The organism is Pseudomonas sp. WPR_5_2, assembly GCF_003634475.1.
GTDB lineage: Bacteria > Pseudomonadota > Gammaproteobacteria > Pseudomonadales > Pseudomonadaceae > Aquipseudomonas > Aquipseudomonas izuensis.
In genome coordinates, this window is the sequence record NZ_RBLA01000007.1 from 259,923 (window position 1) to 286,525 (window position 26,603).

Here is a 26,603-nt window from a genome sequence, read left to right on the forward strand (position 1 = left end):
TTACATGGCTGAGTCCGACAACTTTTCCTCGACCCATTCCACACAAGGAACCCATGCCGATCTGATCCTCGGCAACGGTCGCATCTACACCCAGGATCCGGCGAACCCCTGGGCCGAGGCCGTGGCGATCCGCGACGGCAAGTTGATCGGTGTCGCCAGCCTCGGCGAGCTTGAGGTATTCAAGGGACCGAACACCCGGGTGCATGACTTACAGGGCGCGTTCTGCATGCCGGGCCTGCACGACATGCACACCCATCCCGACCTGGCCCTGGCGCCGCGCTACAGCGACGACCTGGACGTGGGTATTGAAGACCCGACCCCGGAGCAACTGCGCGCAAGCATCCTCGCCTACGCCGACAGCCATCCGGGCGACGGCTGGATCTACGGTCAGTACTGGGTGCGCTACACCTTCCGCGAAGCCGGCCTGACCCCGGGCCGGGCGTGGCTCGACAGCGTCATGCCGGACCGCCCCGTGGCACTGCTCGACCGCATGTGGGGCACCATGATGGTCAACTCCAAGGCCCTTGAACTGGCCGGCATCGATCGCCACACGTCCGACCCGCGCAACGGGTATTTCGAACGTGACGAACTGACCGGCGAGCCCACCGGCCTGATGATCGACGGCGCCTACGCGATGATTCACGCCGCGATGCCGCCAACTCCGGTCAGCGTGTTGCGTCGCGCCTATCGCGATGGCGTGCACTTCCAGAGTTCGCGCGGCGTCACGGCGAGCAAGTACGTGCACGTGTGTGAACAGCGCTTGCAAGCCTTGAAGGAACTCGACGACAGCGGCGAACTGACGGTACGGATCGAAGCCGCGATCAGTTGGCAGGACGATATCTTTCCGGTGCGTCGTCGCTGGGAACTGTTGGCAGGTGAACGTCACTACTACCGCAGTGCACGGCTGAGTGCCAACGCGGTGAAATTCCACTTCGACGGCACGGTCGAGCCGAAGTCTTCGTACCTGCTGACCCCATGGCCGCAGGAGTCGAGCTGGCGCGGCAAGCTCAACCTGACCCCCGAGCACATCACCGACATGGTGGTGGACATGGACCGCAAGGGCATCCGCGTGATCGCCCACTGCACCGGTGATGGCGCGTCCGACGTGTTCCTCGATGCCGTGGCCGAGGCCCGTCGTCGCAACGGTTTCAGTGGCGTGCGCCACCAGTGTGCGCACAGCACCTTGCTGCATCCGGGCAACCTGCCGCGCTTCAAGGAATTGAACGTCATCGCCGAATTTTCCCCGGCCGCCTGGTATCCGACGCCGTTCGCCAGCGGCGCGCGTTCGGGCTATGGCCAGGAGCGACTCAAGCGCATCTACGACTTCAAAGGCGTGCTGGAAGCGGGCGGTACTGCTGTCATGGGCACCGACTGGCCGGTGGCGTCCATCGACCCGTGGCTGGCGCTGGAAACCATGGTCACCCGCCAGAACCCCTGGAACGACGACCCGGCGTGCTTCGGCGAGCCGATCAGCCTCGAACAGGCACTGAACGTGGTCACCCGCAACGGTGCCGTGGCCATGGGCCTGGAAAAATCCACGGGCAGCCTGGAAGTCGGCAAGTCGGCGGACCTGATCGTGATCGACCGCGACCTGTTCGCCGAACCTGCGCGCAATTACATCCATCAGACCCAAGTGCTGCTGACGTTCGTTGAAGGGCAACTGGTTTACGACCGCCATTCGACACTGGCGTCGGCAGGGTTGAAAGCAGTCTGGCAGGGTGAACCGCCGGTGCTGGAGGGCAAGGCGTAATGGACACACAACGCATCGCAGTCACCGTGGTATCCGGATTTCTCGGTGCCGGCAAAACAACCTTGCTCAATCGCATGGTGCGCCGCGCCGAAGGCAGTCGGCTGGCGGTGATCGTCAACGATTTCGGCGAGCTGAACATCGATGCCGCCATCGTTTCCGAAGTCACCGATGCGGTGTACAGCCTGCAAAACGGCTGCATCTGCTGCACGGTGCAGGAAGACCTGCTGGCGCAGCTCGGCAGCCTGGCGCAGTTGCAGCCGCGGCTGGAGCGCATCGTTATCGAGTGCAGCGGCGTGTCCGATCCGCAGCGCATCGTGCAAACCCTGGCCTACCCGCAATTGCGCAGCCATATGCAGCTGGACATGGTCATCACCGTGGTCGACGCCACCCGTCATCTGCAACTGGAAGGCGAGTATGCGCGACTGGCTCGGGCGCAGGTGGCCGCTGCCGATCTGCTGTTGTTGAACAAGACCGATCTGGTTGACGAGCAACAATTGCGGGCGCTGCGCGAGGCATTGGGGTTGAGGACCCGGGTGCACGAAAGTGTGCAGGCCGAGTTGCCCGATGCGCTGTGGCTGGACACGGAGCTGGAGCTTGAACATCAGGCGGTGAAACCGTTGACGCGGGTGTCGCTGGACGATCACAGCGAGATGTTCAGCAGTTGGCTGTGGCAGAGCACTGCGGCGCTGGATGTCGAGGGGTTGCGAGGCTGGTTGCAGGCGCTGCCCAGCGATGTGTTTCGGGTCAAGGGGCTGGTGGTCCTGGCTCAAGGCAACAAGGCCCACTGGTTGCAACACGTCGGCACCCGCAGTCAGTTCTCCCCGGCAACCGATGAGGCGCAGGCCAGTGCGACGCGGTTAGTGTTTATCGCTCGCCGTGGTTTTGAGGGATGGGATGCATTGGGGCGTGGGTTGGATGCCTGTGTGACTGGGGGCGCGAGGACATGAACCCGACCGAACAACGGTTACGTGAAGAGCTGGCGGCCTGTTATCGACTGGTTGCGCACTTTCGCATGACCGACCTCATCTTCACCCATATCTCGGTGCGCCTGCCGGGGCCGGAGCATCACTTCCTGATCAACCCTTATGGGCTGATGTTCGACGAGATTACCGCATCGAATCTGGTGAAGATCGACTTGAAGGGGCAGGCGGTCGAGCCGTCACCTTATCCCGTCAATCCAGCGGGGTTCGTGATTCACAGCGCGATCCACGGCGCCCGGGAAGACGCGCAATGCGTATTGCACACCCACACCAAATCCGGCTGCGCGGTGGCTGCGTTGAAGTGCGGGTTGTTACCAGTGAATCAGATTTCCATGGAGTTCTATGGACGGGTCGCTTACCACGACTACGAAGGCGTGGCGCTGGACATGGGCGAGCAACAACGGTTGGTGCAGGACCTCGGCGACAAGCCTGTTTTGATGTTGCGTAACCATGGCTTGCTGACGGTGGGCGAGACGGTGAGCCAGGCGTTCATGCGCATGTACTACCTGGAAAAGGCTTGCGACATTCAGCTGGCCGCGCAAGCCGCCGGAGAGCTGGTGCTGCCGCCTGCCGAGGTGTGTGAACACACGGAGCGGCAGTTCAATGATCCGGGGCGGCCGCTGGATGACGGGGAACTCAGTGATCCGGATGCGATGCAGTTGGCCTGGGCGGCGCTGTTGAGGATGCTGGAGCGGGTGGCACCGGGGTATCGGGACTGATCCGGGCCCTGTGTTGTAAGGGCTGATGCCACCGCGGGCAAGCGTTGCTCCCATAGGGATTGTGTCGTTGTACAGATTCATGCCCGACACTGATTCCCTGTGGGAGCAAGGCTTGCCCGCGATGGCGGTGTGTCAGGCAGTGCTGATGTTGAGGCTGCCGGCCTCTTCGCGAGCAGGCTCGCTCCCACAGTTGAAATGCATTCCATTGTGGGAGTGAGCCTGCTCGCGATGGGCGCGCCACGGTCTTTCAGGCCTACCCCGGTGTATTGAGGTTCATCGAGCGCTCGGCCAGTGCCGAAGCCGTGGCTTCATCCACCGCCAGCGAGAAACGGAAAGTCGCCCCCCGCCCAGGCACGTCGATCAACTGAATCTCGCGACCATGCAATTGCAAAATGCGGTGCACAATCCTTAGTCCCAACCCGCCATCACGCCGCGCGCCGCCAATGTTGAACGGGCGCAGGAACAGCCCTTCGCGCAGTTCGGGGGCGATGCCGGGGCCGGTGTCGCTGACGGTCACTTCGATAAACGATCCCTGGGGCCGCAGGCGCAGTTCCACCTCTCCACCTGGCGGGGTATGGCGCAGGGCGTTGTCGAATAAATTGGTCAGCACCCGCTCGATCAACCCCAAATCAGCACAGGCCGCCGATACGTTGGGCGCGAACGTGGCCTTGAGTTCGACCTGCCGCGCTTCGGCGGTGAGTTCGAATTTCTGGAAAATGTCCTGGGCCAGGTCGGTCAGGGAAAATCGCTCCAGCACCGGTTGCACGAAGCCGTGTTCCAGGCGAACCAGTTCCAGCAACGACTGCGCCAGCCCACCGACCTTGCGGCTTTGATCCAGCGCGATGCCCAGGTAGCGGCGGCGGTCGGCGGGGGACAGCGTGGCGTCCTTGAGCGACAGGGTTTCCAGATAACCGTGCAAGGACGCCAGCGGCGTGCGCAGGTCGTGGGAAATATTCGCCACCAGCTCGCGGCGTTCCTGGTCCTGACGGGTCAACGAACGCCACTGCTCGCCGAGGCGCACCTGCATCTGCCGGAACGTGGCATCGAGGATGGCGATTTCATCGTGGCTGGCGGCTTTTTCCACCAGTGTGGTGGCCGCTGGCGCGACCGGGACGCCGTCAATGTCGAAGTGGCTGACGGTGTCGGTCAGGCGTCGCAACGGCCGGGTGATCAGGGCAAACGCCGTGAGACCGGCAATCAGGCACAGCAGCGCCACCAGGCCGATTGATAGCAGGGCGGTATTGAGCGCGGCGCTGGTGGCGCCGCGTTCGGCGATGCGGTCATGGTCTTCCCCGAGCAGGACCACGTAGAGATAACCGGCCGGCTTGCCATCGACCTTCAGCGGTGCGGCGCTGAACACCTTGCGCGCATCGACACTGCGCGGATCGTCGCCGAGAATCGGCAAGGCATCGCCCTTGAGCAGGCGCCGGACCGGTGCCAGGTCGACCTGTTCCCGACGTATGCGCCCCTCGGGCGCGGCGCTGCCGACGATCTTGCCCTCGGTGTCCAGCAGGTACACCTCGACACTGGGGTTGACCAGCATCAGTTGGCTGAACAGGTCACGCACTGCATTGGGCATCAGGCCCTGGGTGTCCATCAGCACCGTGTCGCGGGCGATGTGTTGCGCCAGATCCCGCGACAGCCCCTGCACCACTTCCTGTTCATGCATCTGGTTGGAGCGCACCTGCATCCACGCCGAGGTGCCGCAGCACACCAGCAGCAGCACGGCGAATACCAGCGACAGGCGTTGTGTGAGGGTCAACCTCATGGTTGCGGCTCCTCGCTGGCGGCGAATTTGTAGCCGCGGCCCCAGACCGTGAGGATGCGCACCGGTTGCGCCGGATCGGTCTCGATTTTCGCGCGCAGGCGATTGATGTGGGTATTGACCGTGTGTTCATAGCCTTCGTGGCTGTAGCCCCAGACGGCATTGAGCAGGTCCATGCGCGAAAACACCTTGCCGGGCTGGCGCGCGAAAAAGTACAGCAGGTCGAACTCCCTTGGTGTGAGGTCCAGGCGGCGACCGTCTAGGGCCACTTCGCGGGTGATCGGGTCGATGGCCAGGCCATCGATGTTCAGGCTGCCGGCGTCCATCTTCAGGTTGCGCGCCATGGCATCGACCCGGCGCAGCAGCGCCTTGACCCTGGCGACCAGTTCGAGCATGGAAAACGGTTTGGCCAGGTAGTCGTCGGCGCCGAGTTCGAGGCCGAGAATCCGGTGCACTTCGCTGGAGCGGGCACTGGTAATGATGATCGGGGTATAGCGGGCCATGGCGCGGGCGCGCCGGCAGATTTCCAGGCCGTCGACGCCTGGCAGCATCAGGTCGAGAATCAGTGCATCCCAGCTTCCTTGCTGCAGCAGACGCATGCCCTCGTTGCCATCGGCGCAATGCACCACCTCGAACTGCTCATCGCGCAGATGCAGGCAGATAAGGTCGGCGATATGCAGGTCGTCCTCGACCACGAGGACGCGTTTGTTCTGTTCCATCCACTCATCCTTTGGCTATTGCGATTGCGCTGTAGCTCTTTACCTGTAGGAGCGAGCCTGCTCGCGATGAGCTCAAGAGCGCCGCGTTCAGTCCGGTAGCCACGCGTCATCGTTAACGACCATCGCGAGCAGGCTCGCTCCTACAGGCATTGTGCGGTGTTTTCAGGCGTCGAGTTATCACGAATTGTTTAACTTCCCGTGAGGATTTGGCGATCACCCCAAGCTTAGGCTGAGTTCCATGAAAGGCCTCAGGACTTCGGAGATGACCATGTTCTCAAGACGACAATTTCTATGGGCGAGCGGCGGGCTGGGGGTTGCAGCCCTGGCGATGGGTGTATTGCCAAAATTTGCCGCAAGGACTGCGCTGATCAGCGATGCCGACGCGACGGAGGTTTTCGAAGTGACCCACAGCGACAGCGAATGGCACACCATCCTCAGCGATGAGCAGTATGAAATTCTCCGGGAAGAGGGCACCGAGCGGGCCTACAGCAGCCCGCTGAACAACGAGCACCGGGACGGTACGTTCGCCTGTGCCGGCTGTGACCTGCCGCTGTTTTCCTCGGCGACCAAGTTCGACAGCCGCACCGGCTGGCCGAGTTTCTGGGCGCCGCTGGACAAGGCCGTGGCCACCCGCCAGGACCGTTCCTTCGGTGTGGTACGTGAAGAAGTGCACTGCCGACGCTGCGGCGGCCATCTGGGCCATGTCTTCGACGACGGCCCGAAACCGACCGGGCTGCGCTACTGCATGAACGGCTTGGCGATGAAGTTCCAGCCGGTCTGATTCCTTTCACTCACTTTTTTGCAGGTAACCACCATGTGGCTTCTGGTCCTCGCCTATCTCGGCGGTGTTCTGACAATTGTCAGCCCGTGCATTTTGCCGGTACTGCCCTTTGTCTTCGCCCGCACCGGGCAGCCGTTCGTGAAGAGCGGCTTGCCGTTGCTCGCGGGCATGGCACTGACCTTCGCTTTTGTCGCCACGCTGGCGGCGGTGGGCGGTGGCTGGGTGGTGCAACTCAATCAGTACGGGCGCTGGCTGGCGCTGGTATTCGTGGCGCTGTTCGGTCTCACGCTGCTGTTGCCGCAATTGGCCGAGCGCCTGACCCGACCGCTGGTCGCGGCGGGCAGTCGTTTGTCCGAGGCAGCAGGTGCCGATGCCCGGCCACGTCCCGGCGCTTCGTTTTTGATCGGGGTCGCCACTGGGCTGTTGTGGGCACCCTGCGCCGGTCCGATTCTGGGCCTGCTGTTGACTGGCGCGGCGCTGCAAGGCGCCAGCATCGCGACCACGTTGTTACTGCTGGCGTATGCCGCTGGTGCCGCGACCTCGCTGGCGGTGGCGTTGCTGCTGGGCGGCAAGGTCTTCGCCGCGATGAAGCGTTCGATTGGTGCCGGGGAGTGGTTGCGTCGCGGCCTCGGCGCGGCAATGCTGGCCGGCGTGGCAGCCATTGCCCTGGGGCTGGATACCGGGGTTCTGGCGCGATTTTCGACGGCGTCTACCGGAGGCATCGAGCAGGCGTTGGTGGAGCAATTGGCCGGCAAATCGCCCCGCAATAGTGCGGCGATGATGGCGCAAAACCCGTCGCCCGAAGGCGCGGTACAAGTGGCCGAAAAAACGCCAGGCACCTTGCCAGTCGAAGGCAACCTTCCACCGCTGGAGGGTGCCGTGCAATGGCTCAACTCACCACCGCTCGATGCCCAGGCACTGAAGGGCAAAGTGGTACTGGTGGACTTCTGGACCTACTCCTGCATCAACTGCCTGCGTTCGCTGCCCTATGTGAAAGCCTGGGCCGAGAAATACCGCGACCAGGGCCTGGTAGTGATCGGCGTGCATGCGCCGGAGTTTGCCTTCGAGCGCAATGTCGACAACGTCACCAAGGCCATGAAAGACCTGGGCATCAATTACCCGGTGGCTATCGATAACGAGTTCAAGATCTGGCGCGCATTCAACAACGAATACTGGCCGGCGCACTATTTTGCCGACGCCCAGGGCCGCATTCGTTATCACCACTTTGGCGAAGGCGAGTACGCCGAATCGGAGCGGGTCATCCAGCAGCTGCTGCGCGAAGCCGGTGCCGGCAAAGTGTCGGATGGCCTGATCAACGCCAGGGCCGAAGGCGTGCAAATGGCGCCGGACAACAATGAAGTGCAATCGCCGGAAACCTATGTCGGCTATCAGCGTGCCGAGCATTTTGTACCCGAAACCGCATTGGTGCCGGACAAGGTGGCGGCCTACAGCCCGCCGGCGCAATTGGCCCTCAACGACTGGAGCCTTGGCGGGCAGTGGCACGTCGGCTCGGAGCGGGCCACGGCCAGTGCGTCGGCCAGTCGCATCGTCTACCGCTTCCACGCTCGCGATCTGCATCTGGTGCTTGGCCCTGGCGCGGACGGCAAACCGGTGCGCTTCAAGGTGCTGATCGACGGCAAGGCTCCCGGGAATGATCACGGCATGGACGTGGCGCCCGACGGCAGTGGCACGGTGACTGACCAGCGCCTGTATCAGCTGGTGCGCCAGAACGGCGGCGTGCAGGACCGGACCTTCAGCATCGAATTTCTTGATCCGGGTGCATCGGCCTACGCCTTTACCTTCGGCTGATCATCCCTTCAATCATTCAGGAGTGCGCACCATGAAAACCCTGTTCACCTGGCGCCGTACGTTGTTGGGGCTGATGGCTGCCGGCGTCATCGGCCAATGCACGGCATTCTCTTTCGGCCGAGCCGAAGAAGCGGTCATCATTCCGCCGCCAGCCCTTGACGAAACCACCCAGGCCCACAGCGAAACCGCCGTCTTTGCTGGCGGCTGTTTCTGGGGCGTTCAAGGTGTATTCCAGCATGTCAAAGGCGTGAAAAATGCCGTCTCCGGATATGCGGGCGGTGCGGCCAATACCGCCCAATACGAGCGTGTCAGCAATGGCGATACCGGCCATGCGGAGTCCGTGGAAGTCACGTTCGACCCGAGCAGGGTCAGCTACGGCACCTTGCTGCAAATCTACTTTTCGGTGGCCCATGACCCGACCGAACTCAATCGTCAGGGACCGGACACCGGCACCCAGTATCGTTCGGCCATTTTCACCAAAAGCAGCGAGCAGCAACGGGTCGCACAGGCGTACATCGCCCAGCTCGACGCCGCCCATTCGTTTAACAAACCGATTGTGACCAAACTGGAAACCTACAACGGTTTCTACCCGGCGGAGGAGGAGCATCAGGACTTTCTGACCGAGCACCCGAACTACCCCTACATCGTGATCAACGATTTGCCGAAGGTGGCGCAGCTCAAGCAGCTGTATCCGGATCGCTATCAGGAAAAACCGGTGTTGGTGAAGGCGGGGATGTAAGTGTGGGGGATGGCGGTTATACGGAGATCACATTCTTGCCGGCGATCTTGGAGCGATACAGCGCCTGATCGGCACGGGACATCAGGCCGGTCTGTTGTTCTTCATCAAAGCGCTGGACCACGCCAAAACTCATGGTTACCTGGAAGTCGCCCACAGGCAGCAAGTCCGCCAAGCCATGGCGGATGGCCTCGGCGAGGGTCCGGGCGTCGGCCAATGGGGTGTTGGCCAGGATCATGATGAATTCGTCGCCACCCCAACGGGCCAACAGATCGCCTTCGCGCACGAAACGTTTGATGTTTTCGACCACGTGCACCAATGCCGCATCACCCAGTGCATGGCCGTAATGATCGTTGATGTTCTTGAAGTCATCGACGTCCATGGCGATCAACGACAGGGGTTCGCGGAAACGCTGGGCGCGTTCGCAGGCCTGGGGCAGCACCTGTTCCAGGCGATAACGATTGGCGATGTCCGTCAGGGTGTCGGTGTGCGCCAGTTTGCGGTTTTCTTCGAGCTGGAGTTGCAGCTGCTGATTGACCCTGGACAGTTCCCGCGTACGCTCTTCGATCATCGCTTCCAGCGAGTGATTGCGCCGTTCGAGTTCTTCAACCAGGCGTCGCTTGTCTTCGATGCTTCGGTGAACGCCGACCATGCGCGCCACCGAGCCGTCGGCATTGCGAACCAGCACCTGACCGCGGTCTTCGATCCAGACGTAACTGCCGTCCTGTGTCCGACAGCGATACTCGACCTGATAAACAGGACTGCGCCCGCTCAGGTGATCATCGATCCGGGCCATGACCCGTGGATAATCTTCGGGGTGAATGACGTTTTCCCAGGCCAGCACCGTGTTGTCCAGGGCGTGGGGCGAATAGCCGAGCATTTCGTACCAGCGGGCGTTGCGGTAAACGAAACCGGTGTTGGCGTTCCAGTCCCAGATACCGTCGCTGACCAATTCGAGGAGGGTGTGCAGCATGCCGTCGTTCATGTCCGACACATTGAACTTCACTGGTTCGATGTTCGATGCGTCGCCCATCGCTGCTCTCCCTGCTGCCCTGATATCAAAATGACTTAACTGCCATGGAGATTAGATCATGGCGCATCCGCCCGGCTAGTGCTTGCCCCACATCCCCATGGCGAAATCGACGAAACGACGCAGTTTCGGCAGGCGGTAGCGATCCTGGGCATACACAAGGTGCATCGGTCGGCTCGGCAGTTGATAACGCTGCAACAGAGGCACCAGTGTGCCGTTCTTGAGATCCTGCTCTACCAGCGCATCGGGCACCATCACGATACCCATTCCGGTTCGGGCTGCTTGATGCAGGCCGGCTGAGCTGTTGATCACCATCGGACCGCTGACCGCCACCACGATTTCGCTCTCGGGACCATTGAGGCGCCATTGCCGTGCCACCGATTGCCAGTCATCGCCGGCCGGATAGGCAAACGCCAGGCAGTCGTGCTGTTGCAGGTCTTCAGGTTTTTCCGGGGTACCCCGGCGCGCCAGGTAATCCTTTGAGGCGCACATGGTCAGGGTGTAGTCGATCAGCGGGCGTGCGATCAGGTTGGAGGGTTCGAGTGCGCCCAGGCGAAAGGCCACGTCGAAACCATGATCCAGCAGGTCCGGACGCCGATTGGTCAGTACCACGTCCAGTTTCACCCGCGGATTGTTCAGGCTGAACTCACTCAGGGCCGGCGCCAGGCGTTCGGTGCCGAAGGTCAGTGGCGCGGTGATGCGCAGGGTGCCGCTCGGCTCATCCAGGGTCTGCTCCGCCAGGCGTTCCGAGTCCGCCACCAGCCCCAGCACTTCCAGGCAACGCTGGTAATACGCGCTGCCGAATTCCGTGAGGCGCTGGCGCCGCGTCGTACGGTTGAGCAGGCGTACACCCAGACGCTGCTCCAGCGCCTTGAGGTGATTGCCGACCATGGTCGTGGACATTTCGCACTGCTGCGCGGCGGCGGTCATGCTGCCGGCTTCCACCACCCTGACGTACACAGTCATTGCCTGGAACAGATCCATTATCAAGCCCGGCTTTTAAATGATCGAAGTTTTGCGCAGTTTATCCAGTTCAGGTGGCTAACCATACTGCCAAAACACCGACAATTGATGGAGCCTGATGTCATGACCGCCGCCTGCCTGATGAGCACTTACCAACCCCTGGCCTTGAGTTTCGACAGAGGCCTGGGCACGCGCCTGTGGGACCTGGCCGGTCGTGAATACCTGGATGCGGTGGCGGGGGTGGCGGTGACCAACGTCGGTCATTCCCATCCGAAAATCGTCGCCGCCATCAGTGAGCAGGCCGGGCTGCTGCTGCACACGTCCAACCTCTACAGCATCGACTGGCAGCAGCGGCTGGCGCACAGACTCACTCAGCTCTCCGGCATGGACCGGGCGTTTTTCAACAATTCCGGTGCCGAGGCCAACGAAACGGCGCTGAAAATCGCGCGGCTGCACGGCTGGCACAAAGGCATCGAACAACCGCTGGTGGTGGTCATGGAAAACGCCTTTCACGGGCGGACCCTCGGCACCTTGTCCGCCAGCGATGGCCCGGCGGTGCGGTTAGGTTTCAACAAGCTGCCGGGGGATTTCATCAAGGTGCCGTTCGGCGATCTCAAGGCGCTGGACAGGGTGCAGCAGGCCCACGGCCCGCGCATCGTGGCGATCTTGATGGAGCCTATCCAGGGCGAAAGCGGCGTTCAACTGGCGCCACCCGGCTATCTGAAAGCCGTGCGCGAACTGTGCACCCGGCGTGCCTGGCTACTGATGCTCGACGAAATCCAGACCGGCATCGGCCGTACCGGCCAGTGGTTCGCCTGCCAGCATGAAGGCATCGTCCCCGACGTCATGACCCTGGCCAAAGGCCTGGGCAATGGCATCCCGATCGGCGCCTGCCTGGCTCGCGGTAAAGCCGCCGAGCTTTTCACCCCCGGCAGCCACGGCAGCACCTTCGGCGGCAACCCTTTGGCGTGCCGCGTCGCCTGCACCGTGCTGGAAATCATCGAAGAACAGGGCCTGCGCGATAATGCCCGGCGCCAGGGCGAACGGCTGCTCGACCGATTGCGCACGGAATTGGCCAACCACCCGAACGTCCTGGCGATCCGCGGCCAGGGCCTGATGATTGGCATCGAACTCAAACAACCCATCCGCGACCTGACCCTGATCGCCGCCCGGGATCACGGTTTGCTGATCAACGTGACCCGGGGCCAGACGATCCGCCTGCTGCCGCCACTGACGATTGATGAGCGCGAGGTGGAGATGATTGTGAGAGGGGTGAGTCGGACGATTTCAGCGGCTTGAATCGCATCTCCTGTAGGAGCTGGCTTGCCAGCGATGATCGTTAACGATGTCGCGTTTCAACCGGGTAAACGCGGCGCTTTCGAATCCATCGCTGGCAAGCCAGCTCCTACAGGTGCCTGATGAAAGCTGTGATTTCAGGCTGCGCGATCAATTGGAGCTTCGAGCCGCCAAACGCATCGAACAGCCGCTGATGCGCCGCAAACCCACTAGCCCCGTCACGCGTGCGATAACTGCCGGCCCATTCCAGCAAGGCAACCAACAACTCATCGTTCTCGTCCCGTTTCGCCTCGCGTTGGCGAATGTTGGCAATGCATTCCTCATCCTCAACAGTCAGCCAGATCAATGCAGTCGCCCGGGGTAAGAGCTCGCTGACGATCCAGTCGTAAACACCCTCGATCACCCAACGCTCTTCACTGGCCGCAATGCGCGCCATGGCCAATGCTTCGTTTCGGGGACGGGCGATGCTGTGTTCGTCGGATAGCCAGTGGATTTGATCAAGATCGATCCAGGGAGCCTGCAACTGCTCGGACAGCCGTCGGGCCAACCAGCTTTTGCCGGAACCGGAGTTGCCGATGATCAGGGTTCGGGTGAGATCCATGGATGACACCAATCAACTGTGGGAGCGAGCCTGCTCGCGATGGCGGTATGACAGTCACCACTGCAGGGACTGACAGATAGCATTCGCGAGCAGGCTCGCTCCCACAGGTTTTGCGGGTCATGCCCTTAATCCGATTGCTCCGGCGCCACCATTCGCGTCCTCGGCGCACCGTTGGCATTGTGCTGGAAGATATCCCGCGGTTGCCCTTTTTCATTAAAGAACACCTGCCCGATCCCCGCCGAATTCCACAACCGCTCACCGGCCTCGGCATGTTCAGGGATGTGCGGCACGATGCGCATGCGTCGGCGTTTGGTCAGCCAGTTGAGCGGCGAGCGGGGTGAGTAGAGCCAGCGGTTGAGGCGGTCGAACCATTCCAGCAGGGTCGGCGGGAATTCGTTCTTGATGCCGCTGCTGGTGATCTGCCAGATGCGCGGCTTGGCCTTGCGGTGTCGGATCAGTACTTCATAGACGAAGGAATAATGCACATCGCCCGACAGCACCACGTAGTTACCCGGTGTACGTGAGTGTCGGAAAATGTTCAGGATCACCTGCGCCGCACCGCGATGGGCCATCCAGTTTTCCGCGTCCACCAACAGTGGATAACCGCACCAACTGAACACCCGTTGCACGGTTTCGATCAGCTTGACGCCGAACACCGGCGCTGGCGAAACGATGATCGCCGACGGGTGATCCAGCAGTTCCTGTTGCAGTTCGCTGAGGGCTTCCCAGTCCAGCAAACCCGAGGGTTGCTTGAGGTTCTCCTCGCTGCGCCAGCGCCGGGTGCGGGTGTCGAGCACGACCATGGCCGGGGTGGTGGGCAGCACGTAGTGCCAATGCTGAAACCTCAGCAGTTCGTCGATCAACGCATCCTGGACCCCACTGTCGAGGTACCGGTCGTTCCCGGTGGCACTCAGCGAGCGGGCCTTGTCCAGCACACCGCTGAAGGCGTCCGGGTTGTTGCCCCAGCCCTGGCACAGCATATAAGCCAACAGCGCGTTGCCAATGATGCGTTTGGAGAACGGATGGCCGTAGGCCGTTTCCTCCCATTGCGCGGAAAGATTCCAGTCATCGGTAATATCGTGGTCGTCGAAAATCATCAGGGTCGGCAAATGCGCCAACGCCCGTGCGACCTTGCCCAGCCCGGCCTTGAAGCCGTCGATGCGCGTTTGCTCCAGTGCGTAACGCTCGCGTCTTTGGGGTGACAGGGCTGGCGGCTGCGGAGCGATCAACGTCCAGGTCACCGGTGACCAGACCAGCAGGTACATCGCCATGACTTCGGCGAAGGTCACCAGATGGTTGTCGGCGCTGCTGCTGGTAAAAATCGGCTTACGCGCGCCGCCGAAAAATCGTTCTCGCAGGGTTTCGTTGCTCTCGAGCGCCGGTAACAAATCCGCGCGGTGGTAGTAACTGGCCGGATGTTCGTAGAGTTTGGCGCTGTCGCTGACCACGGCGCCTTCCAGGTGCTCGCCGAACAACCCCAGGCGCTCGATCAAGGCATGAATCGCTCGCAGCGTCGGCCCGGCCACATCGTCGGCGTAAACCTGATCGCCGCTCATCATCAGCAACGCCGGACGATCACAGGGCTCGTGTTCTTGCGCCAACAGGGCATCGACACACAGCAAACCGTCCGCTGCCGGGTGATGAGGCTTGCGACAGGAACCGTGCAGCAGTTGATCGATGCGTGAGCGCAGGACGAAGTTCGGCATGCGAGCATCGCCGTACAACAGATGTGGGGCCCAGTCGCCGATGCCGCTCCCGTCGGCGATCAGCAGGTCATACTCGATCAACTCATCACAGGGCAGGGCGGTATCCAGTACCACATCGATCAGGTGCACAAACGCATGAATGCCCACCGCAATGACCGTGCATTGCCCGGCATCCAGGCGAATATCGCCCATGCCCTGCAATCGCAGGGTCAACTCCAGCGGCCGGGAACCCACCAGCCACAGCACCAGGCGCGTGGGTTCCAGGCGCCGTAACAGTGGGCCGGCCAGCACAGGGGGCAATACTTGATGATCGTCGGGCAATGACTGTGTTACGGACATCCGGGTTCAAGCTCTTGGGGCGCAGAGGTGGGCGATGATAGCGCAGCTTGCTCAAGTAAATAGTTGACGACATGAGTTGGATTCATGCACATGACTGCCGTTATCTAACACCGTGCGTTTCCAGCAGATGTTGATCCTGTCAGCCAGTGATCGGTTACGTAGCGTGTTGATTTCCTGAAGCCATTCTTTGAGGATTTTTGCGTTAGCGAGGCCAAACCGTCGACTGATTCTGTTGCGGTGGGCATCTTTCAGTATCTCGAAATACTTCGAGGCGGTTCCAAAATCCCACGCTTCCACGACAACCCAAAAGGGCATGGCCTTATGCTGCTGGCGATGCCATTCGATGCTGTCTTCTCGGCTACGTTCGATTTGCTCGTTCTGACGTTTGAGCCATTCAGACCAAATGTTACGTTGGCGGCCCCGCTTGGTATTGAAAGTCTTCGTCTGCGATGGATTGATGAAGCTGATGTCTTGATAGACCATGGGGTTGTGGTAACCCACTTCATGCGCAATCACTGAGCGCACATGCACCTCAACGCGTTCAATGGCATCAAGCATGAGCTGTCGCAGTTTTTTGTCGAATAGATAGATTGCGAACGCGGAGTCGAACTGAGTACCCGGCACAAACTCATTCTGACGAAGCGGTTTTTTGCTGACCGTGCACATGACTACATTGTTGTCTGCGTCGCGAAGGAACTCACGGCACGGATACCAGAACCCGCTCAGACGGTAGTAACCGACCTGACTGAGTTTGCGTTCGGCGCGAGCAACGTCAGTGATTTCCATGCCTCGACGGGCGAGCAATGCGGACAGGTCGCAGTAGGATCGAAATGGCTTCGGCGGGGCTAATTGCTGCAACAGTCCATGTCCCAGAAAAAAGAAGGCCCAAACATAATGCCGGACTGAGCCAGCACCAGAGGTTCGGGCGCGATTGCGGTGATTGTCTGTGATGGGTACAGCCGAGTCAACACGACCGACACTATGTACACCCGCGTGAATGCTCCGATTATGTAACCGCGCTTCTATTCCCCCTTTTCCGACATCAAGACAGCGACCGACTGTCGGATTTCATGACGACTGCCTCTCCATTGGCCATCAACCAGCGAAGCAAATCACTCACCGACACCGTGTGATTGTGCTCGATCCAACTCTGCGCCGCCGGGCCGTAGTGCTCGGTATAGCTGCTGAGCACCAGTTGGCGACAGTCTTCTGACAGTCGCAGGGTAGTTTCCTGGCAGTGCAGATTGGTTGCGTCGTCCCGGCTCACCCATTGCTGCAAAATCAAGCCATCAGAAGCCATCGGTCGGCGTTCCTGTGCATTGAGGGTTGGACTTCTGCGTCGAGCCTTGCTTGCCATCGGCCACGTAAGCGGCGCGGCGCGCGGCGACTACATCGCGCAACGCGCTGTAATAATCCGGCAGTTGTTGCAGGCTGTCGGTCAGCGGCAAGGCTTGCGCGCGACCATCGACAACGCCGCCGACGGTATTGACGCTGGACAGTGTGTCCACGGTATCGCTGTTGTCGCCGAACGGATCGACCATGAAGCTCAGCACGCGACCGGTGGCGTCCCGGCTGTTGGACGTGCCGAGCAATGGCAGCTCGACAGTCGGGCCGTTGCCAATGCCCCATACGCCAAAGGTCTGGCCGAAGTCCGCGTTGTGACGGGGGACCCCGGCCTTGCCGGAAACATCAATCAGGCCCGCTACACCGAGCGTGGTGTTGAGCAGGAAACGCCCCATTGTATTGGCCGAGCGTCCCGGATTGCCCTGCAACAGGTCATTGATAAAGACCTTGGGTTCGCCGAAGTTCGCCACGAAGTTATGCACACCGGTCTGGAAAAAATCCGGGGTGTAGCGATAACCGCGAGCGACCGGCGCCAGGGCATAGTCGTCGACCACCCGGTTAAAGGCGAAGACACCACGGTTGAACGGTTCCGCAGGGTCGTACACCGAGTAGTCGGTGTCGGCGCAGGTCAGGGTAGTCGCGGGCGTTGGCTGGCTGCTGCAACCCGCGAGCCCAACGGCCAGCATGGCAATCGAGGTACGACGGGCCAGCCAGGGGGCACACTTCAAAGGCAACATGGACGCAAGTCTCGGGAAGAATTTGCCAGGATGCTGAGCCCCGAGCCTTGCGCAAAGATGTCTGGTTTATTGCGGCGCTGACGCTTTATTGCAGGATTGAAATAAATGACGCGCTGCCGCGAATGGTTTTAGATAACGGTTCCATTCGCCCCGTAAGTGACCTTTGGTGAACAGCCTTTTAATAGTCGACGACGACGTTGAAGTCCTCGATCTCCTGAAAAAATTCTTCGTGCAGCACGGCTACAGCGTCGAGGTCGCCACCGACGGCGCATCGCTGTGGGCAGCCATCGAGCGCCAGGCGCCCGACCTGATCATTCTCGACGTGATGTTGCCCGGCGACAGCGGCTTGATCCTCTGCCAGCAACTGCGGATTCGTTACACCATCCCGGTGATCATGCTCACGGCCATGGGCGAACTCAGCGACCGGGTAGTCGGCCTCGAACTGGGCGCCGACGATTACCTGACCAAACCCTTCGACGCCCGCGAGCTGCTGGCGCGGGTGCGCGCCGTGCTGCGCCGCGTGGACGAACGCCGTCCGCTGGCGCAGGAACGGCCACGACCGCTGATCGACTTCGCCGACTGGCACCTGGACGTCACCCGCCGTGAACTGCGCTCACCGGACAATGTGATGATCCCGCTCTCGGCCGGCGAATTCGACCTGCTGCTGGTGTTCGTCGAACACCCGCAACGCGTCCTTACCCGTGAACAGTTACTGGACCTGGCGCGCGGGCATTGCCATGACGCTTTCGATCGCAGCATCGACGTGCAGGTCAGCCGCCTGCGGCGCAAACTCGAGTCCGACACCAAGCGCCCGGCGATGATTCGCACCGTGCGTAATGGTGGCTACCTGTTCACCCCCAGCGTGACCCGGCGATGAACTGGCTGACGCGATTTCGCCGCGATACGGTGGGGCGCTGGATCGCGCTGACGATCATCCTGGCGATGCTCATTTCACTGGCGCTCAACGGCCTGTTTATCCAGGTGGCCGGCGTCTGGGCGCGCCCGCCGTTGACCGAAACCGGCCTGCTGGAAAAAGCCGCTGCCATCACCCGTGTCATCGAGGCCGCCCCGGTGCCATTGCGCAACCAACTGGCGCAAGCCGCCGGCGAGAATGGCTTCATCGTCAGCTGGCACCCTGACCGGCGGGATCTCGATTTGCCGGCTGTGGACGATGCCAAGTCGGAAATCGGCTCATCCATCCTGCAACCCATGCTCAAAGCCCCTGATCGGCGCATCGAGGCTTATGAACCGGCTGACTGGACCGAGCACAAGGCAGACGCCCATTACGCGCTATTGATCGAGTTGGCCGACGGCTCATGGGTGATGTTCTCCGCGCCCTCGCGCAGTTGGGGGCTCGACGAAGCGCCGCGCTACCTGATCGTCATCCTGCTGGTGTTGATCTCAACCGCCCTGGTCGCCCTGATCGCCACCCGCCGCCTCGCCACGCCGCTGCAACGCTTCACCGAAGGCGCCCGACGCTTCGGCACCGACTTCCGGGCACCGCCCATCGAACCCCTCGGCCCCCAGGAAATTCGCCAGGCCATCCTCGCCTTCAACGCCATGCAGGCCCAGTTGCAACACTTCATTCGCGACCGCACGCAAATGCTCGCCGCCATCTCCCACGACCTGCGCGCGCCCCTGACGCGGATGCGCCTGCGTGGTGAATTCATCGAAGATGCCCAGCAGCAGCAACGGTTGTTTCGTGACGTGGATGAAATGCAGGCAATGATCAACTCGGCGCTGGAATTCTTCCGTGACGACGCCCGGCTGGAACCCGCGACCCAGTTTGACCTGGCGGAACTGCTGCACACCTTGCTGGATGATTACCGGGATCAGGGGGTCGAGATTGCCTACAGCGGGCCATTGCGGCTGGTGTATTTCGGGCGGCCGTTGGGACTCAAGCGAGTGATGACCAACTTGCTGGAGAACGCGATCAAGTACGGTGCCGAGCCGGCGGTGGAACTGATGGCCGATGCCGGGCAGGTGCGGATCAGGATGCTGGACCGTGGGCCGGGGATTCCCGAGTCGAATCTGGAGCAAGTGTTCACGCCGTTCTTCCGTCTGGAAGGCTCGCGCAACAAAAGCACGGGCGGGGTTGGCCTGGGGTTGTCGGCGGCGCGGGCGATTGTTCTGGAGCATGGCGGGGAGTTGACGTTGCGCAACCGGTCGACGGGCGGACTGGAAGCGTTGGTGGTGTTGCCGGTGCATTCGAGTACGGGATTCGGACTACAGTAAGTGATCCATGCACCTTGCGGGCACTCGGCAAGGTACTGACCAGAGGATAGAAATAATGACCAGGATCATCCTGCCGGCACTGGCCATTTTTATCGCTACTCAATTGCCGGCCTACGCCATCAACGACAAGTACCGCAAACAGCTTGAGCAGTCTTGCCTGGTCCGTCTTCATATTCCAGAGCTTGTGCCAAGCTGATGGGGCGCCAATTCGCCGGTCGTTCAGGAAGCCATGACATGAAGCACGCCCATCCGTCGCACATCCGTCGAGAGTTCTACAAATCCGTCGGCTTCTACCTTCGACTGGCTTGGCCGATCTTTTCCACGATGCTGATAATCATCGTTACGGTTGGCTTGATCATCAGTTATCTGGAGGGCTGGGATCCGTTTGACGGCATCTACTTTGGCTTCGTGACCGGCTTGACCATTGGCTATGGCGAACTCGTGCCGAAACTGCCGCTTTCGCGGATATTGGCGATATTGCTTGGATTTAATGGCGTGTTGCTGACGGCGATCTTTGCGGCGATCAGCGTGCGGGCGATCGAGACGGCTGTGCGGGTGACAGAGGGAGATAAATAAGGCGGGCAAACACTACATACAACCCGTGTGGGAGCGAGCCTGCTCGCGAATGCAGAGTGTCAGCCAACATAATTGTGACTGACACACCGCTTTCGCGAGCAGGCTCGCTCCCACAGGTTTTCCACAGTTCCTCTTATCTAAGCCTCCCAACCCGCCCCACTGACCGCCGCTTGCGCCAGCGGATGCAAGTCCGCCGGGTGCTCCGTTTGCCAGGCCAGCAATTCCTTGCGCATCCCGGGCGTCCAGTACAGCTGCAGATGATTTCGCACCCCGAGCACGGCCTGTTGCTGGTCCGGCTCGCTGGCGAAGTACTGGGCGATCTGGTTGGCCATTTTGATCAGGTTGGCAGTGCTCATCGGCGTACCTCCGCTTTGGCAGCTTGACGGCGTTCCTTGAGCAAACGGTGCTGTTCTTCCGTGAACGCCTGGAAGCGTTTTTGCCACTCCGAAGGGTGGTAGACACGACTGACTTCCACGGCGGTGACCTTGTATTCCGGACAGTTGGTGGCCCAGTCGGAGTTATCCGTGGTGATCACGTTGGCCCCCGATTCCGGGAAGTGGAACGTGGTGTACACCACGCCTGGCGCAACCCGTTCGGTGACCCGCGCACGCAATACGGTCTGGCCGGCGCGGCTGCCGATGCCGACCCAGTCGCCTTCGTTGATGCCACGGCTTTCGGCGTCGGTTGGATGGATTTCCAGGCGGTCTTCGTCATGCCAGGCGACGTTGTCGGTACGCCGGGTCTGGGCACCGACGTTGTACTGGCTGAGGATGCGCCCGGTGGTCAGCAGCAGCGGATAGCGGCTGTTGACCTTTTCCTCTGTGGGCACGTAGCCGGTGAGCATGAAGCGCCCCTTGCCGCGCACGAACTGCTCGATGTGCATGGTCGGCGTGCCGTCCGGTGCGGCGGCGTTGCACGGCCATTGCAGGCTGCCGTGGCGATCCAGTTCGGCGTAGCTGACGTTGGTGAAGGTCGGTGTCAGGCTGGCGATTTCATCCATGATTTCCGATGGGTGTTTGTAATCCATCCGATAGCCCAGCGCATTGGCCAGGGCCACGGTGCCTTCCCAGTCGGCCTTGCCGCCCAGCGGCTCCATGACCTTGCGTACCCGTGAGATACGCCGCTCGGCGTTGGTGAAGGTGCCGTCCTTTTCCAGGAACGAAGCGCCGGGCAGGAACACGTGGGCGAACTTCGCCGTTTCGTTGAGGAAGATGTCCTGCACCACCACGCATTCCATGGCCGACAGGGCCGCGGTGACGTGTTGGGTATTCGGATCGCTCTGGGCGATGTCTTCGCCCTGGCAGTACAGGCCCTTGAAGGTGCCGGCCAGCGCCGACTCGAACATGTTGGGAATGCGCAGGCCCGGGTCGGGTTGCAGGGTGACGTTCCACGCCTGTTCGAACTCGGTCCGCACCGCCACATTGGAGATGTGCCGGTATCCGGGTAACTCATGAGGGAAGGAGCCCATATCGCAGGAGCCCTGAACGTTGTTCTGCCCCCGCAGCGGATTCACGCCCACGCCTTCGCGGCCGATGTTGCCGGTGGCCATGGCGAGGTTGGCGATGCCCATCACCGAGGTGCTGCCCTGGCTGTGTTCGGTGACGCCCAAACCGTAGTAGATCGCTGCGTTGCCGCCGGTGGCATACAGACGTGCGGCGGCACGGATGTCGGCAGCGGCCACACCGCAGATAGGGCTGATGGCTTCCGGCGAGTTTTCCGCACGGCTGACGAATTCGCTCCAGCGGGCGAAATCACTGCCCTCGCAACGGGCGTCGATAAAGGCCTGGTCTTGCAGGCCTTCGGTGATGATCACGTGGGCCAATGCGTTGAGCATGGCCACGTTGGTGCCGGGGCGCAGGGCCAAGTGATAGTCGGCACGGGCGTGCACCGTGTCCACCAGATCGATGCGTCGTGGATCGATGACGATCAGCCGCGCGCCTTCACGCAGGCGGCGCTTGAGTTGGGAGGCGAACACCGGGTGGGCGTCGCTAGGGTTGGCACCCATCACCAGCACCACGTCGGCCTGCATCACCGAGTCGAAACTCTGGGTGCCGGCGGATTCGCCCAGGGTTTGCTTCAGGCCATAACCGGTCGGCGAATGGCAGACCCGGGCACAGGTGTCGACGTTGTTGTTGCCGAACGCGGCGCGTACCAGTTTCTGCACCAGATAGGTTTCTTCGTTGGTGCAGCGACTGGAGGTGATGCCACCGATGGAGTCGCGACCGTACTTTTGCTGCAGCCGGCGGAATTCGCTGGCGGCGTAGGTCACCGCTTCGTCCCAGCTGACCTCTTGCCACGGGTCGCTGATGTGTTTGCGGATCATTGGCTTGGTGATGCGATCCGGGTGGGTGGCGTAGCCCCAGGCAAAGCGCCCTTTGACGCAGGAGTGGCCGTGGTTGGCCTGGCCGTTTTTGTCCGGAACCATGCGCACCAACTGGTTGCCTTTCATCTCGGCGCGGAACGAGCACCCCACGCCGCAATAGGCGCAGGTGGTAATCACGCTGCGTTCCGGCTGACCCATCTCGACCACGTTCTTTTCCATCAAGGTCGCGGTAGGGCAGGCCTGCACGCAGGCGCCGCAGGACACGCATTCCGAGTCGAGGAAGTTCTCGCCACCGGCAGCGGCCACGCGGGATTCAAAACCGCGCCCGGTAATGGTCAGGGCAAAGGTGCCCTGGGTTTCTTCGCAGGCGCGCACGCAGCGGTTGCAGACGATGCACTTGCTCGGGTCGTAGTCGAAGTAGGGGTTGGAGGTGTCCTTCACGTCGGCCAGATGGTTCTCGCCTTCATAGCCATAACGCACTTCCCGCAGGCCGACCTGACCGGCCACGGTTTGCAGCTCACAGTTGCCGTTGGCCGAGCAGGTCAGGCAATCCAGCGGGTGATCGGAGATGTACAACTCCATGACATTGCGACGCAGGGTCGCGAGCTTCGGCGTCTGGGTGTGCACGGTCATGCCTTCAGTGACCGGCGTGGTGCAGGACGCGGGGTAGCCGCGCATGCCGTCGATCTCCACCAGGCACATGCGGCAGGAGCCAAAGGCTTCCAGGCTGTCGGTGGCGCAGAGTTTGGGAATGGTGGTGCCCATCAATGCAGCAGCGCGCATCACCGAAGTGCCTTCGGGTACGGTGATGCTGCGGCCGTCGATGTTCAGGGTGACTTGCACATCGCTTTCGCGGGCAGGAGTGCCAAGATCGATGTCGGTTTTCGGATCGAATACAGTGATCATTGCTCGGCCTCCGAGGCTTGCAGACCGAAGTCGGCGGGGAAGTACTTGAGGGCACTGGCGACCGGATAGGAGGTCATGCCGCCCAACGCGCACAGTGAACCGTATTGCAGCGTGTCGCACAGGTCCTTGAGGATGATCACCTGCTCATCACGACTGGCCTGATCCGGCGCGGCCAGCAGGCGGTCGATCACCTCCACGCCGCGGGTCGAGCCGATGCGGCAAGGGGTGCATTTGCCACAGGATTCCTCGGCGCAGAACTGCATGGCGAAACGGGCCATGTGGGCCATGTCGAGGCTGTCATCAGCCACCACCACACCACCGTGACCGAGCATCGCGCCGATGGCGGCGAAGGCCTCGTAATCCAGTGGCGTATCGAATTGCGACGGCGGCACCCAGGCACCGAGGGGGCCGCCAACTTGCGCGGCCTTCAGCGGACGACCACTGGCGGTCCCGCCGCCGTAGTCTTCCACCAGTTCGCGCAGGGTCAGGCCAAAGGCCCGTTCCACCAGGCCGCCGTGACGGATATTGCCCGCCAATTGGAAGGGCATGGTGCCCAGCGAGCGGCCCATGCCGTAATCGCGATAGAACTGCGCACCCTTGGCCAGAATCAGCGGCACCGAGGCCAGGGTCAGCACGTTGTGCACCAGGGTTGGTTGGCCGAACAGGCCTTGCAAGGCGGGGATCGGCGGCTTGGCGCGGACGATTCCGCGCTTGCCTTCCAGAGAATCCAGCAGGGCGGTTTCTTCACCGCAGATGTAGGCACCGGCACCGACTCGGACTTCCATGTCGAAAGCCTGGCCGCTGCCGCCGACATTGGCGCCCAGATATCCGGCCTCACGGGCGATGTTCAGCGCTGCGCGCAGGGTTGCAACGGCGTCGGGGTATTCCGAACGTACATAGATGTAGCCGAAGGTGGCGCCGACGGTAATGCCGGCAATGGCCATGCCTTCGATCAGCAGGAAGGGGTCGCCTTCCATCAACATGCGGTCGGCGAAGGTGCCGGAGTCGCCTTCGTCGGCGTTGCAAACAATGTACTTCTGCGCAGCCTGAGTGCCTCGCACCGTTCGCCATTTGATCCCGGCGGGGAAGGCCGCGCCGCCACGGCCACGCAGGCCTGAATCGAAGACTTCGGTTGCGGTCTGTTCACCACCAACGGTGATGGCCCTTTTCAGACCCTCGAAACCGCCGTGGGCTTGGTAATCCTCAAGCGACAGCGGCCGGGTAATGCCGGCGCGGGCGAACAGCAGGCGTTGTTGGGATTTGAGATAAGGCAGCTCTTCCACCAGACCCAGGGCCAGGGGATGGCTGGAATCTTTTTGCAGCGCATCGAGCACTGAAGGCACATCGTCTGCGGTCAGCGGGCCGAAGCCAATCCGGCCTTGCGGGCTGTCCACTTCCAGCATCGGCTCCAGCCAATAAAGACCGCGTGAGCTGGTGCGCTGCAACTCCAGCGGCAGATTAAGCGCCTTGGCCTGAGTGATCAGGGCGGTGGACACCTCATCGGCACCTACGGCACGGGCAATGGAATCACAGGGCAGATAGAGAGTCGGCATCACACGTCCTCCCGGCAAGCGTCGAGCAGGGCATCCAGACGCTCAGCGCTCAGCCGCGCATGCACCCGTCCATCCAGCTCCAGGGCAGGCGAACAGGCGCAGGCACCGAGGCAATACACCGGACGCAAACTGATGCTGCCATCGGCACTGCTGCCGTGGTCATCCAGTTGCAGACGCTCGCGCAACTGCGCGGCCAACTGCTCGGCACCACGGCTCTGGCACGACTCGGCGCGGCACAAACGCAGAATATGGCGGGCCGGCGGCGAGGTACGGAAGTCATGGTAAAAACTGATCACCCCGCGAACCTCCGCCTGACTCAGGTTCAGCGCATGGGCAATCTCGGGGACGGCCGCATCGGGGACGTAACCGATGCGTTCCTGAATATCATGAAGAATGGGCAACAGCGCGCCCGGAGTACCCTTATGGCGCTCCAGCAGACTGTTGACCACAGGCAGGTGCAAACTCTCATCAGGCATTCAGCAATCCTCACGGTCACGGACACACCAGAAGGTCGTCGGTCGTCCGAAAGTGTCGGCTGCGGCATTCACACCACGTCACGGTATCGTGGCATTTTCAGGCCGTTGGCCAGGGGTGCCCTGAGTGGGCATCTTGTTGTGCCCGGCGCGGTCTTTGCCGCACATCGGTAAGGGCATAAAAGCCAGATTGCCACGCCGCCTTTGATTTATCCGCACCAGAGCGACGTGTTTGGTTCTGTCTACGACCTTGTATTGAGTCTAGAAGAACGCAGCATCAGGCGCCGCGCTTGAGGGGAGGTTGCTGGAGTTATGCACAGCGGATTGCCTGTGGAGAAGGTAACGATCAAGCCCACTGTAGGAGCGAGCCTGCTCGCGAAAAACGCAGGCAATCAACATCTGCTGTTGAATGAGCACCGTCATACTGCAAACAGCCTGAGAGGGATAATCCCCCGCTCCCACGTTATGCATGGAAGCGGGGAAAACCCTTAACCAAGCTCACCACAGAAAATATCGGGATTCCCGTCGGCCGGGCTTGTCCGCATCACCAGCGCGTATCCGCCGGACCGCAGCGAGTCATAAGCCAAAGGCACGCTCTTCCAGAGTTGGATGCCCGCCTGCTCGTTGAAGTTGTCAGTCACGATGCGATTGAGTGAATAGACCGGCTTGGGCTCGTGCCTGGCGCAGGTTCCCGAGTAGATATAGGTATACAAGTGCGCCGGAATTGCAGTGCCATTGGGTACACCGCCGACGAACAACGAGAGCGCCGTTTCACTACTGCTCAAGGGGGTCAGAATGGCCTGAGCGATATGCCCGGCATTGTAAGTAGTTGCATTCAAGGGAACGGCAACGATTTGCTTCGGGGCTGCACCAACCACTGAGATCCATCCTGCCGCTACCAGCAACGCCAGCGAAGTTACGACCTTCATCGTAAAACCTCCCGCCTTGTAAGGGCTCGTTGAAGAGATCCCCCACTGAATTTTAGTCAGCGGTCGGTCCAATCGCCATTGGGTTGTAGCAAACCCACTGTAGGAGCGAGCTCGCTCGCGAAAAACGCAAGACATCCACAAATCCCGCTGAATACCCCGGCCACCGCAACCAAGCCCGCTCTCACAGCGTCACGTCTGACTTTTGAAACCAAAAACCATTCTGGCGCCTCGCCCACTGCCCAGGCGTGGCGGTCGGTGTCTGTGGCGTAGGCAGCATCTTCAGTGAGAAGGGAAAAGGGGACGGATTTATTTTCACGCACTCGAGCCAAGCGA

25 protein-coding genes are annotated in these 26,603 nt (G+C 61.4%); 11 read left to right on the plus strand and 14 right to left on the minus strand.

Annotated features, from left to right (window positions below):
* Positions 1-4 precede the first annotated feature (4 nt).
* Genes BJ917_RS24955 through BJ917_RS24965 form a run of 3 tightly spaced genes read left to right on the plus strand, consistent with a single transcriptional unit; the run spans position 5 to position 3,449 of the window.
* A complete protein-coding gene (locus BJ917_RS24955) occupies positions 5-1,750 on the plus strand; it encodes an amidohydrolase (RefSeq protein WP_096513349.1) in 1,746 nt (581 codons plus the stop codon).
* A complete protein-coding gene (locus BJ917_RS24960; protein WP_121105064.1) occupies positions 1,750-2,697 on the plus strand; it encodes a GTP-binding protein in 948 nt (315 codons plus the stop codon). The genes BJ917_RS24955 and BJ917_RS24960 overlap by 1 nt, the downstream gene beginning before the upstream one ends.
* On the plus strand, positions 2,694-3,449 hold the full coding sequence (locus BJ917_RS24965; RefSeq protein WP_096513347.1) for a class II aldolase/adducin family protein: 756 nt from the start codon (positions 2,694-2,696) through the stop codon (positions 3,447-3,449). Before BJ917_RS24960 ends, BJ917_RS24965 begins: the two co-directional genes overlap by 4 nt.
* A 253-nt stretch (positions 3,450-3,702) precedes the next feature.
* On the opposite strand, the gene BJ917_RS24970 is transcribed toward BJ917_RS24965, so the two are convergent.
* Positions 3,703-5,217, minus strand: coding sequence for a HAMP domain-containing sensor histidine kinase (locus BJ917_RS24970; protein WP_121105066.1), 1,515 nt, complete (start codon positions 5,215-5,217; stop codon positions 3,703-3,705).
* Positions 5,214-5,933, minus strand: coding sequence for a response regulator transcription factor (locus BJ917_RS24975; RefSeq protein WP_121105068.1), 720 nt, complete (start codon positions 5,931-5,933; stop codon positions 5,214-5,216). The genes BJ917_RS24970 and BJ917_RS24975 overlap by 4 nt, the downstream gene beginning before the upstream one ends.
* A 268-nt stretch (positions 5,934-6,201) precedes the next feature.
* Between BJ917_RS24975 and msrB the strand changes: the two genes are divergently transcribed.
* The 3 genes from msrB to msrA are packed head-to-tail and all read left to right on the plus strand — an operon-like array spanning position 6,202 to position 9,262.
* Entirely contained in the window at positions 6,202-6,714 is a 513-nt protein-coding gene (gene msrB / locus BJ917_RS24980; protein WP_121105137.1) for a peptide-methionine (R)-S-oxide reductase MsrB, read from the plus strand.
* Positions 6,715-6,747: 33 nt separating this feature from the next.
* Positions 6,748-8,523, plus strand: a complete 1,776-nt coding sequence (locus BJ917_RS24985; protein ID WP_121105070.1) for a cytochrome c biogenesis protein DipZ — start codon at positions 6,748-6,750, stop codon at positions 8,521-8,523.
* A 31-nt stretch (positions 8,524-8,554) separates the two neighbouring features.
* Positions 8,555-9,262, plus strand: a complete 708-nt coding sequence (gene msrA, locus BJ917_RS24990; RefSeq protein WP_121105072.1) for a peptide-methionine (S)-S-oxide reductase MsrA — start codon at positions 8,555-8,557, stop codon at positions 9,260-9,262.
* A gap of 16 nt (positions 9,263-9,278) precedes the next feature.
* Here the strand turns inward: msrA and BJ917_RS24995 are convergent, their stop codons facing one another.
* A complete protein-coding gene (locus BJ917_RS24995; RefSeq protein WP_121105074.1) occupies positions 9,279-10,292 on the minus strand; it encodes a sensor domain-containing diguanylate cyclase in 1,014 nt (337 codons plus the stop codon).
* A 75-nt stretch (positions 10,293-10,367) separates the two neighbouring features.
* On the minus strand, positions 10,368-11,273 hold the full coding sequence (locus tag BJ917_RS25000) for a LysR family transcriptional regulator (protein WP_121105076.1): 906 nt from the start codon (positions 11,271-11,273) through the stop codon (positions 10,368-10,370).
* 102 nt (positions 11,274-11,375) lie between these two features.
* Here BJ917_RS25000 and BJ917_RS25005 point away from each other — a divergent pair, with 102 nt between their 5' ends.
* A complete protein-coding gene (locus tag BJ917_RS25005) occupies positions 11,376-12,551 on the plus strand; it encodes an aspartate aminotransferase family protein (RefSeq protein ID WP_121105078.1) in 1,176 nt (391 codons plus the stop codon).
* Between the two features lie 106 nt (positions 12,552-12,657).
* Here the strand turns inward: BJ917_RS25005 and BJ917_RS25010 are convergent, their stop codons facing one another.
* The 5 genes from BJ917_RS25010 to BJ917_RS25030 all read right to left on the minus strand — a co-directional run bounded on the left by BJ917_RS25010 (position 12,658) and on the right by BJ917_RS25030 (position 17,275).
* A complete protein-coding gene (locus BJ917_RS25010) occupies positions 12,658-13,149 on the minus strand; it encodes an AAA family ATPase (RefSeq protein WP_096513339.1) in 492 nt (163 codons plus the stop codon).
* Positions 13,150-13,274: 125 nt separating this feature from the next.
* The gene (locus BJ917_RS25015; protein ID WP_121105080.1) at positions 13,275-15,194 is read right to left on the minus strand and encodes an alkaline phosphatase D family protein; all 1,920 of its coding nucleotides are present in this window, start codon (positions 15,192-15,194) and stop codon (positions 13,275-13,277) included.
* A gap of 51 nt (positions 15,195-15,245) precedes the next feature.
* Positions 15,246-16,052, minus strand: a complete 807-nt coding sequence (locus tag BJ917_RS25020) for an Abi family protein (protein ID WP_121105082.1) — start codon at positions 16,050-16,052, stop codon at positions 15,246-15,248.
* Positions 16,053-16,236: 184 nt separating this feature from the next.
* Positions 16,237-16,494 (minus strand): hypothetical protein, encoded by a 258-nt coding sequence (locus tag BJ917_RS25025; RefSeq protein WP_096513338.1) that lies wholly within the window; start codon positions 16,492-16,494, stop codon positions 16,237-16,239.
* Positions 16,484-17,275, minus strand: a complete 792-nt coding sequence (locus BJ917_RS25030) for a VacJ family lipoprotein (RefSeq protein ID WP_121105084.1) — start codon at positions 17,273-17,275, stop codon at positions 16,484-16,486. The genes BJ917_RS25025 and BJ917_RS25030 overlap by 11 nt, the downstream gene beginning before the upstream one ends.
* 166 nt (positions 17,276-17,441) lie before the next feature.
* Between BJ917_RS25030 and BJ917_RS25035 the strand changes: the two genes are divergently transcribed.
* Genes BJ917_RS25035 through BJ917_RS25045 form a run of 4 tightly spaced genes read left to right on the plus strand, consistent with a single transcriptional unit; the run spans position 17,442 to position 20,086 of the window.
* Positions 17,442-18,152 (plus strand): response regulator, encoded by a 711-nt coding sequence (locus BJ917_RS25035; protein WP_121105086.1) that lies wholly within the window; start codon positions 17,442-17,444, stop codon positions 18,150-18,152.
* Positions 18,149-19,510, plus strand: a complete 1,362-nt coding sequence (locus BJ917_RS25040) for an ATP-binding protein (protein WP_121105088.1) — start codon at positions 18,149-18,151, stop codon at positions 19,508-19,510. Before BJ917_RS25035 ends, BJ917_RS25040 begins: the two co-directional genes overlap by 4 nt.
* Positions 19,511-19,565: 55 nt before the next feature.
* The gene (locus BJ917_RS31930) at positions 19,566-19,706 is read left to right on the plus strand and encodes a hypothetical protein (protein WP_157755745.1); all 141 of its coding nucleotides are present in this window, start codon (positions 19,566-19,568) and stop codon (positions 19,704-19,706) included.
* Positions 19,707-19,744: 38 nt separating this feature from the next.
* The gene (locus tag BJ917_RS25045; protein ID WP_096513334.1) at positions 19,745-20,086 is read left to right on the plus strand and encodes a potassium channel family protein; all 342 of its coding nucleotides are present in this window, start codon (positions 19,745-19,747) and stop codon (positions 20,084-20,086) included.
* 137 nt (positions 20,087-20,223) lie between these two features.
* Here the strand turns inward: BJ917_RS25045 and BJ917_RS25050 are convergent, their stop codons facing one another.
* The 5 genes from BJ917_RS25050 to BJ917_RS25070 form a co-directional block, all read right to left on the minus strand.
* Positions 20,224-20,442, minus strand: coding sequence for a formate dehydrogenase subunit delta (locus BJ917_RS25050; RefSeq protein ID WP_096513333.1), 219 nt, complete (start codon positions 20,440-20,442; stop codon positions 20,224-20,226).
* Positions 20,439-23,315, minus strand: a complete 2,877-nt coding sequence (gene fdhF, locus BJ917_RS25055) for a formate dehydrogenase subunit alpha (RefSeq protein ID WP_121105090.1) — start codon at positions 23,313-23,315, stop codon at positions 20,439-20,441. Before fdhF ends, BJ917_RS25050 begins: the two co-directional genes overlap by 4 nt.
* Positions 23,312-24,868 carry an NADH-quinone oxidoreductase subunit NuoF gene (locus tag BJ917_RS25060; RefSeq protein ID WP_121105092.1) on the minus strand — a complete coding sequence of 519 codons (1,557 nt, stop codon included), beginning with the start codon at positions 24,866-24,868 and terminating at the stop codon, positions 23,312-23,314. The genes fdhF and BJ917_RS25060 overlap by 4 nt, the downstream gene beginning before the upstream one ends.
* Entirely contained in the window at positions 24,868-25,344 is a 477-nt protein-coding gene (locus tag BJ917_RS25065; protein ID WP_121105094.1) for a formate dehydrogenase subunit gamma, read from the minus strand. Before BJ917_RS25065 ends, BJ917_RS25060 begins: the two co-directional genes overlap by 1 nt.
* 485 nt (positions 25,345-25,829) lie before the next feature.
* Positions 25,830-26,270, minus strand: a complete 441-nt coding sequence (locus BJ917_RS25070) for a hypothetical protein (RefSeq protein WP_121105096.1) — start codon at positions 26,268-26,270, stop codon at positions 25,830-25,832.
* Between the last annotated feature and the right edge of the window lie 333 nt (positions 26,271-26,603).

What these genes read in the sequence shown, in the direction of transcription:
- BJ917_RS24955 (WP_096513349.1), top strand. Translation starts at nt 5, where the DNA reads ATGGCTGAGTCCGACAACTTTTCCTCGACCCATTCCACACAAGGAACC.
- BJ917_RS24960 (WP_121105064.1), top strand. Translation starts at nt 1,750, where the DNA reads ATGGACACACAACGCATCGCAGTCACCGTGGTATCCGGATTTCTCGGT.
- BJ917_RS24965 (WP_096513347.1), top strand. Translation starts at nt 2,694, where the DNA reads ATGAACCCGACCGAACAACGGTTACGTGAAGAGCTGGCGGCCTGTTAT.
- BJ917_RS24970 (WP_121105066.1), bottom strand. Translation starts at nt 5,217, where the DNA reads ATGAGGTTGACCCTCACACAACGCCTGTCGCTGGTATTCGCCGTGCTG.
- BJ917_RS24975 (WP_121105068.1), bottom strand. Translation starts at nt 5,933, where the DNA reads ATGGAACAGAACAAACGCGTCCTCGTGGTCGAGGACGACCTGCATATC.
- msrB (WP_121105137.1), top strand. Translation starts at nt 6,202, where the DNA reads ATGTTCTCAAGACGACAATTTCTATGGGCGAGCGGCGGGCTGGGGGTT.
- BJ917_RS24985 (WP_121105070.1), top strand. Translation starts at nt 6,748, where the DNA reads ATGTGGCTTCTGGTCCTCGCCTATCTCGGCGGTGTTCTGACAATTGTC.
- msrA (WP_121105072.1), top strand. Translation starts at nt 8,555, where the DNA reads ATGAAAACCCTGTTCACCTGGCGCCGTACGTTGTTGGGGCTGATGGCT.
- BJ917_RS24995 (WP_121105074.1), bottom strand. Translation starts at nt 10,292, where the DNA reads ATGGGCGACGCATCGAACATCGAACCAGTGAAGTTCAATGTGTCGGAC.
- BJ917_RS25000 (WP_121105076.1), bottom strand. Translation starts at nt 11,273, where the DNA reads ATGGATCTGTTCCAGGCAATGACTGTGTACGTCAGGGTGGTGGAAGCC.
- BJ917_RS25005 (WP_121105078.1), top strand. Translation starts at nt 11,376, where the DNA reads ATGACCGCCGCCTGCCTGATGAGCACTTACCAACCCCTGGCCTTGAGT.
- BJ917_RS25010 (WP_096513339.1), bottom strand. Translation starts at nt 13,149, where the DNA reads ATGGATCTCACCCGAACCCTGATCATCGGCAACTCCGGTTCCGGCAAA.
- BJ917_RS25015 (WP_121105080.1), bottom strand. Translation starts at nt 15,194, where the DNA reads ATGTCCGTAACACAGTCATTGCCCGACGATCATCAAGTATTGCCCCCT.
- BJ917_RS25025 (WP_096513338.1), bottom strand. Translation starts at nt 16,494, where the DNA reads ATGGCTTCTGATGGCTTGATTTTGCAGCAATGGGTGAGCCGGGACGAC.
- BJ917_RS25030 (WP_121105084.1), bottom strand. Translation starts at nt 17,275, where the DNA reads ATGTTGCCTTTGAAGTGTGCCCCCTGGCTGGCCCGTCGTACCTCGATT.
- BJ917_RS25040 (WP_121105088.1), top strand. Translation starts at nt 18,149, where the DNA reads ATGAACTGGCTGACGCGATTTCGCCGCGATACGGTGGGGCGCTGGATC.
- BJ917_RS31930 (WP_157755745.1), top strand. Translation starts at nt 19,566, where the DNA reads ATGACCAGGATCATCCTGCCGGCACTGGCCATTTTTATCGCTACTCAA.
- BJ917_RS25045 (WP_096513334.1), top strand. Translation starts at nt 19,745, where the DNA reads ATGAAGCACGCCCATCCGTCGCACATCCGTCGAGAGTTCTACAAATCC.
- BJ917_RS25050 (WP_096513333.1), bottom strand. Translation starts at nt 20,442, where the DNA reads ATGAGCACTGCCAACCTGATCAAAATGGCCAACCAGATCGCCCAGTAC.
- fdhF (WP_121105090.1), bottom strand. Translation starts at nt 23,315, where the DNA reads ATGATCACTGTATTCGATCCGAAAACCGACATCGATCTTGGCACTCCT.
- BJ917_RS25060 (WP_121105092.1), bottom strand. Translation starts at nt 24,868, where the DNA reads ATGCCGACTCTCTATCTGCCCTGTGATTCCATTGCCCGTGCCGTAGGT.
- BJ917_RS25065 (WP_121105094.1), bottom strand. Translation starts at nt 25,344, where the DNA reads ATGCCTGATGAGAGTTTGCACCTGCCTGTGGTCAACAGTCTGCTGGAG.
- BJ917_RS25070 (WP_121105096.1), bottom strand. Translation starts at nt 26,270, where the DNA reads ATGAAGGTCGTAACTTCGCTGGCGTTGCTGGTAGCGGCAGGATGGATC.